We start from the raw sequence: 13966 nt of genomic DNA, 5'->3' as shown, positions 1-13966 counted from the left end.
AGTGAGGAAGCGAACCGTGGCGTGGCTGGTCCTGGTCCTGGTCGTGGGTGGGCATCGGGTCGGCGGGCACGCCGTGTTGACGTACGGCCGGCGGGCCCCGGTTTGCTCCGGCGGATGACGGGGAGGGTGGCAACGTGGTCATCCCGGTACACGACGTCAACCCGGTGCGCCGCACACCGTGGGTGACGTACGCGCTGATCGCCGCGAACGTCGTGGTCTTCCTGCGGACGCCGGGCGCGGTGACGTCACCGGCGGGCGGGGCCGGACCGGTGGAGCTGTGCCAGCCGCAGGCGTTCATGGCGCACTGGGGCGCGGTGCCCCGCGAGCTGATCCACGACGCGGTGCCGTCGCTCGTCCCCACCGGTACGGCGGCCATCGGCCCGCGCGGCCCCGGCTGCCTGCTGGCACCGCCGGGATACACCAAGTCGCCGCCGCTGTCGGTGCTCACCGCGATGTTCGTGCACGCCAGCTGGCTCCACCTGCTGGGCAACATGCTCTTCCTGTGGATCTTCGGCAACAACATCGAGGACCGCCTCGGCCGCCTTCGCTACCTCGGCTTCTACCTGCTCTGCGGATACGCGGCGGCGTACGGGTTCGCGCTCGCCGACGCGGACTCGGCCACCCCGCTGGTGGGCGCCTCGGGGGCGATCGCCGGGGTGCTCGGCGCCTACCTGGTGCTCTATCCGCGGGCGCGGGTGTGGAGCCTGGTGCCCTTCCTGTTCTTCATCCCGTTGCGGCTGCCGGCCTGGGTGGTGCTCGGCCTGTGGTTCGTGCTCCAGGCGTTCTACTCGGCCGGTTACGGGCTCTCCGGGGCCGGGACCGTCGCCTACCTGGCGCATGTGGCGGGGTTCGTGGTCGGTGCCCTGTTGGCGGTGCCGCTGCGCGGGGGCACCCGACGGCCGCCGCCGCGCCCGGGTCTCGCGTCCCGGTGGTGAGCCCCGGTCAGGCCGTCCGGGTACGCAGCAGCAGGACGGCGATGTCGTCGGTGTGCTGCCCGGTGGGCCAGGTGTGCCGGATCAGGCCGTCGATGAGCTGGTCCAGCGGCCGGTCGCCGGTGTCGGTCAGGTGCCGGGCGACGGCCTCGGTGGTCTCGGTCAGGTCCCGGCCCCGGGTCTCCACCAGTCCGTCCGTGTAGAGGGCGAGGACCGCCCCGGGCGGCAGCGACGCGGTGGTGACCGGGTACGGGGTGTCGATGCCGATGCCCAGCGGGAGGCCGGGTTCGACGTCGAGGACCCGGGTGTGCGGCGGCGGACCGGGCGAACGCAGCAGCGGCGCGGGGTGTCCGGCGCTGGCCAGGCTGACCCGGCGGCCGGCCAGGTCGAGATGGGCGTAGAGGCAGGAGACGAAGAGGTCGGTGCGGAAGTCGGCCAGCACCCGGTTGGTGCAGGCGAGCACCTGGTCGGGGGACTCGCCCGCGGTGGCGTGGGCGTGCACGGCGGTACGCACCTGGCCCATGACGGCGGCGGCGGTCACGTTGTGTCCCTGGACGTCGCCGATGATCGCCGCGGCGGTGGTGTCGCCGAGCCGGATCAGGTCGTAGAAGTCGCCGCCGATGTCCATGCCGTGGGTGGCGGGCAGGTAGCGGGCGGCCACCTCCAGCGCGGTGACGTCGGGCAGCGCGCGGGGCAGCAGGGCCTGTTGCAGCCCGTGCGCGAGGTCGTGCTTGGCGTCGTAGAGCCGGGCCCGGTCCAGGGCCTGGGCGACGAGCGCGGCGAGCGGGGTGAGGACCGCCCGCTCGTCGGCGGTGAAGCGGTGCGGGGCGCGGTAGGAGAGCACGCAGCAGCCGACGCTCCGGCCGGAGACGGTCAGCGGGAGGAACGCCCACGCCTGCTTGTCGCTGAGCGACACCGCCCGGGGGTGGTCGCGGGCCAGCTCCTCCCGGCTGCCGAAGAAGGCGGGGACACCGGTGGCCATCACCTCGCCGACCGGGGTGACGCCGGTGCCCAGCGGCAGTCCGTCGAGGCGTTCGATCAGGTGGGACGGGTAGTCGAGGTAACCGGCGATGCGCAGCCGTCCGGCGTCGGCGATGGAGACCACCATGCCCTGCGCTCCGAAGGCGGGCACGATCTGGTCGGCGACGAGGTCGACCACGTCCCGTACGCCCACCGTCTCGGTGAGCGCCGCCGCCAGGTGCATGAGCTGGTGGATGCGTCCGGGGCCGGCGGGTGACATGGCCGCGGAGTGCGGGTGCGGGTGGGCCTGCCGGGCGGCGGGGTCGGGCGGGCCGACGGGCTCGCCGTGCGGGGTGATCAGCGCGCTGATCCCGCTGTCGTCGGGGTAGAGCCGGAAGTCCAGCCACCGGTCGGGCGGACGCAGCACGTGGTAGCCGACGGGTTCGCGGCTGAGCACGGCGGTGCGGTAGTGCTCCTCGTACACCGGGTCGTCCAGCCAGGGCAGGGAGTGCCACGGCTGGGTGCCGAGCAGTTGGCCGGGGCTGCTGCCGAGCAGGCCGGCCGCGGCGGCGTTGACGAAGGTGACCCGGCCCTCCAGGTCGAGCGCGATCGCCCCGAGGGGGAGGCGTTCGAGCAGGTCGGCGGCGGCCAGCCCGGACCGGTCGGCCCCGGTTCCGGAGGGGTGGACGGTGATGACGCGGGGGCGGCCGGACGGCGACGGGGCGGGCGGCCGGACGGACTCGTCCAGCACCTGGCCGAGGCGCCGGGCGCTGGAGGTGACCCGGCCACGTTCCCGCCGGGTGAGCGTCGGCGGATGGGTGGCCGGCCACAGCAGCAGCAGGGTGCCCCGGCAGCGTTGGGCGTCCCTGATCGGGGTGGCCGCCAGCGCGAGGCGGTAGGGCATCGCGGCGGCGGTCCGCGGATAGCGGCGGACCATGTCCTCCTGGCTGCCCACCCATACCAGCCGGTCCTCGCGCACCGACTCCGACACCGGACCGCTGCCGCTCACCGGCACCCGCCACCACGGCGTGGAAGCCGCCTCCGGCAGGCCGGACATGACCACCAGCTCCAGCGTCGGCTCGTCCGGGGAGAGGACGTAGACGCCGCCGGCCCAGGCGCCGGTGCGGCGTACCGTGGCGGCCAGCGCCTCGTCGAGCGCCGCGTCGTCGCTCTGCCCGGGGTCCCCGGTCACCGGGGCCTCCCGGCGGTCCGGCGGCACACCGCGCACCCCGCCCCGGCCACGGTGCGGTCGGCCGGGGCGCGGGGACCGCCGGCGTCCGTACGGTCCGGCGGCGCGGACTCACCCCACATGCGGCAGGCAACCTCGCATACCTGGACGATATGCCCGCGGCGCCGGGTCGGCACGAGGAGCCGGCGGTCACCCGGTCCGCAAGCCGTGCAGGGCGATGTCGACGGCGCGGCGCATGGCCGCCCAGAACTCCTCGGCCGTGTCGCCCGCCTCCAGGCTCCGCAGCGCCGCCGCCTGGGTGGCGCCGACCAGGGCTCCGACCACCGCGGCGGCGCTCACCGGGTCGAGCTGGTCCGGGTACGCCCGGTGCAGGGCGTCGGCGATCTCCTTCTGCTGGTGGAAGACGAGCCGCAGCGCCTTCGCCTGGAGCGCGGGGACCGTCGTCAGCAGCCGGGTGTGCAGCTCCATCAGCGCGGGGGAGTGCGCGGCGGGCCCGTCGGCCCGGTAGGCGGCCTCCATCCGGGCGTAGGCGCGGGTGAGCAGGTCGGGGACGCTCTCGTCGGGGCGGCGCTCGGCGATCACCTCCAGGGCGATGGCGTTGCCCGTCCGGGTGTCCGAGAGGAGCACGTCCTCCTTGCTGGGGAAGTGGTTGAAGAAGGTCTTCGTGGCCACGTCCGCGGCGGCGGCGATCTGAGCCACGGTGGTCCGCTCGTACCCCTGCTCGGCGAAGAGGCGCATCGCCGTCTCCACGATCAGCTGTCTGGTCTGCCGCTTCTTGCGTTCCCGCCGGGACTCCTCCACGGGATCACCTTACATGGAGAGGATGGTTACCTTCCCTGCATGTTTACACTCGATATAACTTTAGCTCAGGGTGGTGGCACGTCGCCGCCCCCACGCAACCCACCGCGGACCCGGCGCCCGCGGGGTGAGGACACCGTGATGCGAACAGACCCCCCGACCCCTCCGACGGCCGTCCCCGGCCCGTTCGACCCCCCGGTCACCGCAGGACGGGGCGACCCGCGCGAGCCGGTCTTCCGGACGCGCTACCCGGACGGCACCTCCGGCTGGGTGGCCGTCGGATACCCGGCCATCCGCGCGATCCTCGCCGACCCGCGGTTCAGCGCCCGCTCCGAACTGCGCCGCAACCCCTACCAGGACGCCCCCGCCGAACCCGCCAGGCCCGGGATGTTCATCGCGATGGACCCGCCCGACCACACCCGCTACCGCCGCCTGCTCACCGGTCAGTTCACGGTGCGCCGCATGCGGCGGCTGACCGACCGCGTCGAGCGGATCGCCGAGGAACACCTCGACCGCCTGGCCGCGGCCGGCCCCCCGGCCGACCTGGTGCCCGCCTACACCGCGCCGGTGCCCGCCCTCGTCATCTGCGAACTCCTCGGCGTCCCCGCCGGATACCGCGACCACTTCCAGCGCGAGGTCGCCCGGATGAGCCGCCGCGACATCACGGCGCCGGACCGGCGGCGGGCGGTGGACGACATCGCCGCCTACCTGCGCGACCTGGTGCGCGACAAACGCGCCGCGCCCACCGACGACGTCCTCGGCGGCCTCGTGGCCGACGCCGGCCACCTCACCGACGAGGAACTGGCCAACCTGGCCTTCCTGTTGCTCGGCGCGGGCTTCGACACCACCGCCAACGTCCTGGCGCTCGGCGCCTTCGCGCTGCTGACCCACCCCGGGCAGATCCCGGCGATCACCGACCCGGCCCGGATCGACGCCGCCGTCGAGGAACTCCTGCGCTACCTGCCGGTGGTGCCCGGCACTGTCCGGGTCGCCCTGGAGGACGTGGAGGTGGCCGGCGTGCGGATCGCGGCGGGCGAGACGGTGCTGCTCTCGCTGCCCGGCGGCAACCGGGACCCCGGGCGGTACGCCGACCCGGAGACCCTCGACCTCGGCCGGGCGGCCGGTGGCCATCTCGCCTTCGGGCACGGCGTCCACCAGTGCCTCGGCCAGCAACTCGCCCGGGTGGAGCTGCGGGTCGCCTTCCCGGCGCTCTTCCGGCGCTTCCCTGGCCTGCGGCTCGCGGTGCCGCCCGAACAGGTGCCGCTCCGCAGCGACATGGTCATCCACGGCGTCCACGCGCTGCCGGTGACCTGGACCGGCGGCTGAGCGGCGCGCGGGGTCAGTCGGCCGCGAGCAGCCCCCGTTCCACCGCGGCGTCCCGCACCTCGCGGTAGAGGGCGGTGAGGACCTCGCTGACCTGGACGCGCGGGAGTTGGAGGCGGTCCAGCGCGTCCGCGTCGGCGCCCACGTCCGCCCAGCCCTGACCGGTCAGCAGCCGCATCAGCGCCGGGTTGAGCCGGTCCACGCCACGCACCAGCCGGGCCTCAGGGGTGGCCCCGCCTCGTACTCGTGCCACAGCGCGAGGAGTTCGTCGCCCAGCCCGTCCGGCAGATCCGCGAAACGCCGCCGGGCGGCCTCCTCCTCGATCCGCGCCTTGTCCGCCTTGCCCTCGCCGTCCCACGCCGACGGATCTCCCGCGTCGATCTCCACCAGGTCGTGCATCAGGCACATCTTGAGCATCCTCGCCAGATCGAGCCGGTGCCCCGACTCGCGCTCGAAATCGCGGTGGAGGATCCAACTGGTCATCGCCAGATGCCAGGAGTGCTCGGCCACGCTCTCCTTGCGGCCTGCCGTGGCGTTGTTGTGCCGGACGACCTCCCGCAACCGGGCGGTGTGGCGGACGAAGTCGAACTTCTCGTGCGGGATGTCGACCATGACGGCACCTCGGCAGGACACGGACGGTACGGACCCGGACCACCTTAGGTCCGGCGGCAACCGGAGGGCTCACCGCAGGCGTCATCGCCGGTGAGGCCGGGTAGGCGGGACGGCACGGACCCGGCGCCGCCCGGTCCGTGGCGAGGCCGGACGAGGAGACGGAGGACGGACGATGGTTCCGGACGCGGGGGACATGGTCGCGGGGGGCGCTTTCGTGGTGCTGGGGTTCGCCGCGGCGCAGGCGTGGCGGGCGGACCGCAGGCAGGCGCGGGCCGACGGACCGGCGGCGGTACGCCACCGGCGGCGCGATCTGGAGGCGGCGGCCGACCGGGCGATCACGGCGGCCCGCCGCGCCGTCGGCGAGGGCCACGACCGGCCGGCGGTCACCGTGGCGGACGTCCAGCGCCGCGCCGCCGCCGACCTCCACCTCGCCGTCCCCCGCGCCCAGGCCGCCGCCGCGCTGCGGGAACGCTTCCGCGTCCGGGCCGGCGGCTGCGACCTGTGGACCGACGCCTGACGCGGTCCGGCGGCGACCTGGCGCCCCGCCTCCCGCGCGGGAGGCGTCCGTCACCATGCGTCGCCGGGGGTGGCGTCGGGGAGGCGGATGTGTGACGGTGGTAGGACTCGGCCGGTTCCCGCGCGCCGTGCGGCGGACGCGGGTCGCACGCCCCCTCGGGCGCGCACCCGGGTGTGACCGGCCGGCTCGGCCCGTGGCGCATTTCCAGGAAGGGGGCCGAAGCCATGCACGCTTTGTCCGTCACCGTCAGCCGCCGCCCCGGCACCGTGGTGATCCGCCCGTGCGGGGAGGTCGACTTCGACACCGCCCCCGCCCTCGTACAGGCCCTGGAGAACGCCGACGGGGCGTGGCGGGACGTCACGGTGGACCTGTCCCGGGTGGGCTTCATGGACTCCGCAGGACTGCACGCGCTGATCACCCTCCACCACCGCGCCCTCGCCCACCACGGACGGCTCACGCTGAGCGCGGTGTGCGGCCAGCCTGCCCGGTTGTTCCAACTCGTCCGGCTGGAAGGGATGTTCGGCCAGGACGGTTGACGCGGCGTCAGCCCGTGGTGAACGCCCGGGTACGCCGGCGGTGGGGTAGCGGGCGCCGCAGCGGGCAGGCGTGAGGGAGCAGACGTAGCCTTCGGGATCAGGAACCGGATCATGGAACTGATGACCCAGGGCCGGGAAGTGCCGGATCTGCGGGTCGAGTTCGAGGGAACGGCCGACTGTATCGGCCGGGCCCGCGACCGCGCCGCCGACTTCCTCAGCGCCCTCGCCCGTACCCGCCCACCGACCGGCGCCACCTGCCGGGACGACATCCTTCTGGCCGTCTCGGAGCTGGTGACCAACGCCGTGCGCCACGCGCCCGGCCCGCTCACCGTGTGCCTGCGCCCGGCGCCCGACGGCGTCGAGGTCACGGTCGGCGACACCAGCACCGTGGTGCCCCGGCCCCGGCCGCCCGACCTGGCCACCGGAACCGGCGGCTTCGGCTGGCCGCTGGTGCGTCAGGTCAGCATCGACGTGCGCGTCCTGACGCGACCGGACGGCAAGGAGATCCGGGCGCTGCTGCCGTGGTGAACGGGGGCGTGTCCGACGCGACGGCAACGTCCGGGCCCTTGGATCGTTGACGGTATGTCGGCTTTGCCCGACTCCGTCGTTGTCGGATCCAAGGAGCTGTGATGCATCGACTGTTCCGTACCGTGATCGCCGTCCTCGCCGGGGGCGCTCTGGCCGTGCCGCTCGCCGCCGGCCCGGCGACCGCCGCGTCCGGCCAGTTCACCTGGCGCGGCCCCGCGGGGAAGGGCTACTACGTCAGCAACCCGCCGGACGGCAAGTGCCTGGCCATGGCCCAGTCCGCCAGTGGCGCGCACAACGGCACCCGGGGGCCCGCCACCGTCTACGCCGACAAGGGGTGCGCCGGCGCCCGCCACCGCCTCGCGCCCGGCCAGGACGCCCCCGGGTCCTTCGCCTTCCGGAGCGTGCGGTTCGGCGCCTGACCGGCCGCCCGGGGCGCGTCGCACCGCGGCGCGCCCCGCGAATTCACCGGGCCCCGAGCGCCACGTCGGCCCCGGTGAGCGCGAACAGCCGCACCACCACCGGGGCGGTCACCCCGGTCACCGTCAACGGGATGCCCCGGACCGCCGCGTGGTCCCGGGCGCGCAGTAACGCGTCCAGCCCGGAGCAGTCGCAGAAGGCCACCCCCGACAGATCCACGATCACCTGATGGGGCCGGGTCTCCAGACACAGGGCGAGCGCGGTGGTCAGGTCGGGGGCGCTGTCCATGTCGATCTCGCCGTACAGCCGGACGACGGCCCGCTCACCATGGAAGACGGTCCGGTACTCCAGCACGGTGCCGTCCATCTCACCTGTCCGATCTGCCGTGAAGCGCCGCGCCGCCGACGGCCTGCCCCGTACATCGGCACTGTGATTCCCGAAAGAGCGTACGTGCGTCGGCTACCCCGCATTCTGCTGGCCCCGGCGGGGTTTGCCCAGAGCCGGTGCGCCGCGCCGGAGGCGGCGAGGTCAGGGCTGGGTCAGCCGGTCGAGCAGCCGCAACGCCTCGGTGATCGTGGCGCGTTCGCCGTCGGTGTAGCGGTCCTGGAAGGCGCGGGCCAGCCACTCGTCGCGGGTGGCGCGGACCCCTTCGGCGCGTTCACGGCCGGCCGGGGTCAACGTGACGACCTGGCGGCGGCCGTCCTCCGGGTCGGGCGCGCGGGCGATCAGCCCGTGCGACTCCAGCGCGGCGAGCGTGGTCGCCATCGACTGCGGCCGGACCCGCTCGGCACCCGCCAGCACGCTCGCCGACGAGGGGCCGTCCTTGACCAGCCGGGCCAGGACGGAGGTCTGCGGCGCGGTGAGGTCCTCGGTCGCGGACGCCTCCTTCAGCCGGCGGCGCAGCCTGCTGAAGAGCACCCGCAGATCACGTGCCGCGGCCACCGCCGTGCCGGACACCTCTTCCACACCCTCGTCCATACCTCCGAACGCTAAGGTTTCCGGTCTGGACGATCAAGTTCGGGCTGATCAACGCGGTCGACGCGACGCGCCGGCGGAATCCGGCGGTTCCCGGCGGCATCGGATCACCGCGACGGGGTGCGGGTGAGGTAGTCGTACACCGGCAGGGCCGGCGCGAGGGTCAGGTCGGTGACGATGTGACTGGCCGAGACGACCTCCAGGACCGGCAGGTCGGCCAGGGGCGCCATGACGTGGGCGAAGAGCTGGAGGCGGGCGGGGCCGGTCCAAGCCTCCTTGACCGTGACGTCCTCGATGCGGGTGCGCACCAGGTCGCAGACGCGCAGTCCGCCGGTGTAGTCGGGGACGATCTTGACGGCGTACGTCGGCACGGTGATCTGCCCGCGGGCGGTGCGGCTGTCCAGCGGCTGCCACTTGTAGGGCATGGTCGCCGTCGCCACCCGCTCGCTGCCGAAGTCCAGGGTGCCCACCAGGGCGCCGGCCTCGGTGTGGAGCCGGGGGCTCGCCATCACCTTGGGGTACGCGCTCAGCTCCCGTCCGGCGGCCGTGGCGGCGAAGCTGTCGAGGTACGTGGCGTGCAGGTATTCGCCCTCCTCGGCGCCGTACCGGACCGGGATCACCTGCCCGGCCTCCACGTACGGGCCGTACCCGTCGACCTCGCCCATCCTCATCACCTCGAACCGCACCAGCGGCTCGGTGACCTCCAGCGGCTCGGGGACGACGGCGCGCAGCGCGTCGGGGTCGGTGCGGTAGACGACGTTGAGGTATTCGCGGTCGGTGAAGCGGGTGGGGCGCGGCGGGTACACGGGGACGGTCAGCGGGGTGGAGGCGTGGCGGGGTACCTGGTCGAGGCGCATGGGGACTCCTTGGTGCGGTGGCGTTCGGGTACCGGCGGCTCGTCGCGGCCCGGTGCCGTCACGGGGTTCGCCGTCCTGGCGCCGGGGTCGTGGTCCGGCGGGGCAGCGCGATACAGTGTGTATCGGATACATCGTGCATCCGATTGGCGGGACAAGGCAAACGGCCCCCGCCAGGCCGCCCCGCACCCGGTGCGCACCCGGTGCGCGGCCGGAATCCCAAGGAAGTGATCTTCATGCCGTTCGCCGTTCCCCGCGATGTCGAAGAGCGCCCGGTCGCCGTGATCGGAGCCGGTACCCTCGGCCGCCGCATCGCCTTGATGTTCGCCACGCGCGGTGGCGAGGTGCGGATCAGCGACCCCTCGGCACGGCAGCTCGCGGACGCCCGCGCCTACGTGGAGCGCGAACTGCCCGCCGTCGCCGCCCGCATCGAGGGCGGCCGGCCCGGCCGGCTCACCGTCCATGAGGACCTGGCCGCCGCCGTCGCCGACGCCTGGCTGGTGATCGAGGCCGTCCCGGAACGGCTGGACCTGAAGAAGCGCGTCTTCGCCGACCTCGACCGCCTCGCCGCCGCCGACGCCATCCTGGCCAGCAACTCCTCGTCCTACCCGACCAGCCGCTTCGTCGACCACGTCGCCGACCCCGGCCGGGTGGTCAACATCCACTTCTACATGCCGCCGGCGCAGAACGCGGTCGACGTGATGTCCTCCGGCAGCACCCGACGCGCCGTCGTCGACCTGCTCCTCGCCGAACTGCCGCGTTACGGGATCTTCCCGTTCGAGGCCCGCAAGGAGAGCACCGGCTTCATCTTCAACCGCGTCTGGGCGGCGATCAAGCGCGAAGCGCTCGCCGTGGTGGCCGAGGGCGTCGCCACCCCCGAGGACGTCGACCGCATGTGGCAGATCAACACCGGCACCCCCGTCGGCCCCTTCCGCGCGATGGACCAGGTCGGCCTCGACGTCGTCCTCGACATCGAGAACCACTACGCCGAAGAACGCCCCTCCCTCCCCACCGCCCCCCGCGACCTCCTCCGCCGCTACGTCGACTCCGGCCACCTCGGCATCAAGACCGGCCGGGGCTTCTACGACTACCGGACGAGTGGCGGAGGCGCCTCCGGCGAGGGCGAGTGAGGGGGGCGCCTGCGGCGCGGGGCCGGGCGGTTCGGGCGCCAGGGTTGGGGACGGCTGAACGGTGCTGCCGGTGACGGCCGTTGAACGCGCGCTTACGGCGCGGGTGGCCAGGGCGCCCGCGGCGCCGGTCGCTGGCCGGGAGCGACGGGCACCGCCGCCACCGGCCACCACCCGCACCGGCCACCGAACGCCCCCGCCGCCGACCGCGCTCCATCCGGCGCCCTCCGGAGCCGCCCCGCTCCGCCGGACGCCGCCGGCCCGACGCCGTAAACTCTGCGCCGGAGCCGCCAGGACCCGGCGTCGTGCCGTACCGGGGGAGGCGGCGGGGACATCAGCCGAGGATGAAGGATCAGCGTTCGTGCCCAAGTCGCCGACGAAGCGTCGTCCAGTCACGGTCGCGGCGTTGAACGAGAGTGCGCTCGCGCTCTTCGTCGAGCAGGGGTTCCATGCGACCTCGATCCACGACATCGTGTCCCGGGCCGGGTTGACGCGGGGGGCGTTCTACTCGAACTACCAGGACAAGGAAGAGCTGTTCCTCGCCCTCTACGACCAGCAGGCCGATCAGTTGCTGGCCGATCTGCGGGAGGCGGCGGGGCGGTTGCGGCCGGGGCGGGAGTTGCCGTCGCACCTGTTGCGTCACCTGGCCGGCCGTAAGCGGGCGGATCAGCGGTGGTTCCTGCTGTCCATGGAGTTCACGCTGCACGCGGCGCGGCACCCCGAGGTCGCCCGGCAGCTCGCCGAGCACGAGGCGCGGCTGATCGGCGGGCTGGCCGAGTTGATCGACGACGCGCTGGCCAAGGCGGGCCACGCCGCCCGGGTCCGTCCGCGCGAGCTGGCCCGGCTCATGGTGATCCTGCACGAGGGCGCGACCGCGATGCGGCTCACCGAGGAGGCCCACGGCACGCCGGAGGAGTTCCCCGAGGAGCTGATCCACCACATCCTCGACGCGCTGTTCCGGCCGGCCGACGACGCCGGGTGAGCGGTAGGCGCACGGACGTCACCCTTGAGGGTGGTGTGCGGCATACCGGTGCGACACCGGGTGGGGAGCGTGTCGGTCTCATGGACCGGGCGCGTCAGTCCGGAGGCGTTGCGTCAACTCGCCTAGTACGAAGCCGACTTGACCGTTCCGCCCGGCGCGGGGATACGGCACCGCGCCACCGCCGGAAGCGGACGGAGCTGACCCGCCGGTGCGTAAGCTCGCGCGGCCGTGCGGACCGCGTCGTCCCGACGGAACGTCGGCTCGGGCGGCGGCGGCGCGGAGCCCGGCCGGGCCACCGCACGGCGAGGGCCTATCGTTGGCGCCATGTCCGCACCCGAGCTGATCCGCATCGTCTCCCGTGACTCGCCCATGGCGCTGGCCCAGGTCGAGCGCGTCCGCGCGGAACTGGCCGCCCGTCACCCGCGCATCCGCACCGAGGTCGTGCCGGTACGGACGACCGGGGACCGGTGGATGGGCGACCTCGCCCAGGTCGAGGGGAAGGGGGCGTTCACCAAGGAGGTCGACGCGGCGCTGCTCGCGGGCCGGGCCGACCTGGCCGTGCACTGCCTCAAGGACGTCCCCGCCGACCGGCCGTTGCCCGCCGGCACCACGTTCGCGGCCTTCCTGGAACGCGACGACATCCGCGACGCCCTCGTCCACCCCGGCGGACTGACCCTGGACGAGCTGCCGCCCGGCACCCGCGTCGGCACCTCGTCGGTGCGCCGCGTCGCCCAACTGGCCGTCTCCCACCCGCACTTGCGCTGCGTGCCGTTCCGCGGGAACGCCAACCGGCGGCTGGAGAAACTGGCGGCCGGGGAGGCCGACGCCCTGCTGCTGGCGGTGGCGGGCCTGCGGCGGATCGGCCGCGCGGAGGCGGCCACCGAGATCCTGCCGCCGGAGGTGATGATGCCGTCCATCGGGGCCGGGATCCTCGCCCTGCAGTGCCGCGAGGACGACACCGCCCTGATCGAAACGGTCGGCGCGCTCGGCCACCCCGGCACGCACCGGGAGGCCACCGCGGAGCGCATGTTCCTCCATGTGCTCCAGGGCCACTGCAACAGCCCCGTGGCCGGCTACGCGACCGCCCACCGCTCCGGTGATCTGTCGTTGCGCGCCTGCGTGTTCACCCCGGACGGCAAGACCGTGCTCAACGCCCACGAGTGGGCGGGCCGCCTCGACCCGGCCACCCTCGGCACCGCGGTCGCCGTCGCCCTGCTGCGCCAGGGGGCCCGTGAGCTGATCGACGGCATCCCGCACTGACGGCGGGAGAGCGCCGCTATCCGGTCTGCTTCACCTTGTACAACTCGAGGTCCCGGTTGACGAACAGGTGGACGTAGCCGCAGTTCCAGCAGATCAGCCCGGTCGCCGACTCGTTGGCCCAGCCGACGTTCAACAGCTCCATGCCGGAGCTGTTGAGTTTCACCTCACGGTTGCGGAACAGATCGCCCTGGCAGAACGTGCACCTGATCCACACGTCCCCGATCGCCGCACGTACGGGCTTGGCCACCCGCCCCACCTCTCCCACGAAGCACCGGAGCGGTGCGCCCCTGATCGCCGACACGAACGGCTCATCAGCATAGTCACGGCCCCGCCGGTCCCCGGGGGCGGGGGCGCCTTGCCCGCCACCACCGGGAGTGCCAAGATATTCGACGGCTGGTGTGATCGAGCGGTTCGTGGAGCGGACGCTGTCGGGGGGTGAGCTGGCCGTGCCGGCCGCAGGCCGATGACTGCCTCAGGATCCTTGCGCCCACCCGGTGCCGGTGTGCCGGCCCGGGTGGCGGCCGTGTGGCTGCCCGAGGTCGCCGACGCCGTGCTGCGCTGCCGCGGGTCGTAGAAGCCCGCCGCCGGACGGTGCCAGGAGCGCGCCGAAGACGCCGCGCGCACCGGCCGTTCACCGTCGTCACGCGAGGAAGCCCCTGCCCCTGCCCCTGCCCGTGCCGGGCCGTCGAAGCGGTCGGGTGCGCCCGCAACGGTCATGGCTCCGCCTTGCGTTCATTCGCCTTTCAAAGCCCCGGATCGGCACCCCCCGGGAATAACGACACGGCCCCGGCGGAAATGGACACCGAGGTGCTGTCAAAGGGTTTTCCATGAGTCGTGCGGGCGTCCGTGGTGTTTCCATCCGGAAAATTGGTTGGCCTAGGCAACGTTATGTTTCTCCGCCGCCGCCCGTGGTGTGTGGTCAGTCACATCACACCGCCGCCGGGCATTGGACGCGA

General features: G+C 73.7%; 17 protein-coding genes. 9 read left to right on the top strand and 8 right to left on the bottom strand.

The genetic code is table 11. The features are described from left to right. The first annotated feature begins 134 nt into the window (after window positions 1-134). Window positions 135-935 (top strand): rhomboid family intramembrane serine protease, encoded by an 801-nt coding sequence (locus tag SCATT_RS29405; protein WP_014151763.1) that lies wholly within the window; start codon window positions 135-137, stop codon window positions 933-935. Window positions 936-942: 7 nt separating this feature from the next. Here the strand turns inward: SCATT_RS29405 and SCATT_RS29400 are convergent, their stop codons facing one another. Beyond that, entirely contained in the window at window positions 943-3084 is a 2142-nt protein-coding gene (locus SCATT_RS29400) for a SpoIIE family protein phosphatase (RefSeq protein WP_014151764.1), read from the bottom strand. Between the two features lie 186 nt (window positions 3085-3270). Beyond that, a complete protein-coding gene (locus SCATT_RS29395) occupies window positions 3271-3882 on the bottom strand; it encodes a TetR/AcrR family transcriptional regulator (RefSeq protein WP_014151765.1) in 612 nt (203 codons plus the stop codon). Between the two features lie 138 nt (window positions 3883-4020). Between SCATT_RS29395 and SCATT_RS29390 the strand changes: the two genes are divergently transcribed. After that, on the top strand, window positions 4021-5205 hold the full coding sequence (locus tag SCATT_RS29390) for a cytochrome P450 (protein WP_014151766.1): 1185 nt from the start codon (window positions 4021-4023) through the stop codon (window positions 5203-5205). Between the two features lie 13 nt (window positions 5206-5218). Here SCATT_RS29390 and SCATT_RS39870 read toward each other — a convergent pair whose 3' ends face one another. Together SCATT_RS39870 and SCATT_RS29380 are read right to left on the bottom strand one after the other, a co-directional pair. Continuing rightward, a complete protein-coding gene (locus SCATT_RS39870) occupies window positions 5219-5404 on the bottom strand; it encodes a hypothetical protein (protein ID WP_014626774.1) in 186 nt (61 codons plus the stop codon). Beyond that, window positions 5380-5814 carry an HD domain-containing protein gene (locus SCATT_RS29380; RefSeq protein WP_014151768.1) on the bottom strand — a complete coding sequence of 145 codons (435 nt, stop codon included), beginning with the start codon at window positions 5812-5814 and terminating at the stop codon, window positions 5380-5382. Before SCATT_RS29380 ends, SCATT_RS39870 begins: the two co-directional genes overlap by 25 nt. A 172-nt stretch (window positions 5815-5986) precedes the next feature. Between SCATT_RS29380 and SCATT_RS29375 the strand changes: the two genes are divergently transcribed. The 4 genes from SCATT_RS29375 (at window position 5987) to SCATT_RS29360 (ending at window position 7814) form a co-directional block, all read left to right on the top strand. After that, window positions 5987-6331 (top strand): hypothetical protein, encoded by a 345-nt coding sequence (locus SCATT_RS29375; protein WP_014151769.1) that lies wholly within the window; start codon window positions 5987-5989, stop codon window positions 6329-6331. A 224-nt stretch (window positions 6332-6555) separates the two neighbouring features. Beyond that, entirely contained in the window at window positions 6556-6867 is a 312-nt protein-coding gene (locus SCATT_RS29370) for an STAS domain-containing protein (RefSeq protein ID WP_014151770.1), read from the top strand. Between the two features lie 111 nt (window positions 6868-6978). Beyond that, window positions 6979-7395 (top strand): ATP-binding protein, encoded by a 417-nt coding sequence (locus SCATT_RS29365; protein ID WP_014151771.1) that lies wholly within the window; start codon window positions 6979-6981, stop codon window positions 7393-7395. Window positions 7396-7496: 101 nt separating this feature from the next. Beyond that, window positions 7497-7814, top strand: a complete 318-nt coding sequence (locus tag SCATT_RS29360; RefSeq protein ID WP_014151772.1) for a hypothetical protein — start codon at window positions 7497-7499, stop codon at window positions 7812-7814. Between the two features lie 43 nt (window positions 7815-7857). Here SCATT_RS29360 and SCATT_RS29355 read toward each other — a convergent pair whose 3' ends face one another. From SCATT_RS29355 to SCATT_RS29345, 3 genes are all read right to left on the bottom strand, one after another. Further along, entirely contained in the window at window positions 7858-8178 is a 321-nt protein-coding gene (locus SCATT_RS29355) for an STAS domain-containing protein (protein WP_014151773.1), read from the bottom strand. 162 nt (window positions 8179-8340) lie between these two features. Then, window positions 8341-8790 carry a MarR family winged helix-turn-helix transcriptional regulator gene (locus SCATT_RS29350; protein WP_014626773.1) on the bottom strand — a complete coding sequence of 150 codons (450 nt, stop codon included), beginning with the start codon at window positions 8788-8790 and terminating at the stop codon, window positions 8341-8343. 104 nt (window positions 8791-8894) lie between these two features. Further along, a complete protein-coding gene (locus SCATT_RS29345) occupies window positions 8895-9644 on the bottom strand; it encodes an acetoacetate decarboxylase (RefSeq protein ID WP_014151775.1) in 750 nt (249 codons plus the stop codon). A 233-nt stretch (window positions 9645-9877) separates the two neighbouring features. Between SCATT_RS29345 and SCATT_RS29340 the strand changes: the two genes are divergently transcribed. From SCATT_RS29340 to hemC, 3 genes are all read left to right on the top strand, one after another. Then, a complete protein-coding gene (locus tag SCATT_RS29340) occupies window positions 9878-10771 on the top strand; it encodes a 3-hydroxyacyl-CoA dehydrogenase family protein (protein ID WP_014151776.1) in 894 nt (297 codons plus the stop codon). A 403-nt stretch (window positions 10772-11174) separates the two neighbouring features. Then, a complete protein-coding gene (locus SCATT_RS29335) occupies window positions 11175-11750 on the top strand; it encodes a TetR/AcrR family transcriptional regulator (RefSeq protein WP_231904940.1) in 576 nt (191 codons plus the stop codon). Window positions 11751-12074: 324 nt separating this feature from the next. Continuing rightward, window positions 12075-13010 (top strand): hydroxymethylbilane synthase, encoded by a 936-nt coding sequence (gene hemC, locus SCATT_RS29330; protein ID WP_014151778.1) that lies wholly within the window; start codon window positions 12075-12077, stop codon window positions 13008-13010. Window positions 13011-13026: 16 nt separating this feature from the next. On the opposite strand, the gene SCATT_RS29325 is transcribed toward hemC, so the two are convergent. After that, a complete protein-coding gene (locus SCATT_RS29325; protein WP_014626771.1) occupies window positions 13027-13257 on the bottom strand; it encodes a hypothetical protein in 231 nt (76 codons plus the stop codon). Between the last annotated feature and the right edge of the window lie 709 nt (window positions 13258-13966).

This window comes from Streptantibioticus cattleyicolor NRRL 8057 = DSM 46488 (genome assembly GCF_000240165.1).
GTDB classification, from domain to species: Bacteria; Actinomycetota; Actinomycetes; order Streptomycetales; family Streptomycetaceae; genus Streptantibioticus; species Streptantibioticus cattleyicolor.
The sequence above is the reverse complement of the archived record's forward strand: the minus strand, read 5'-3'. Positions and strand labels throughout refer to the sequence as shown.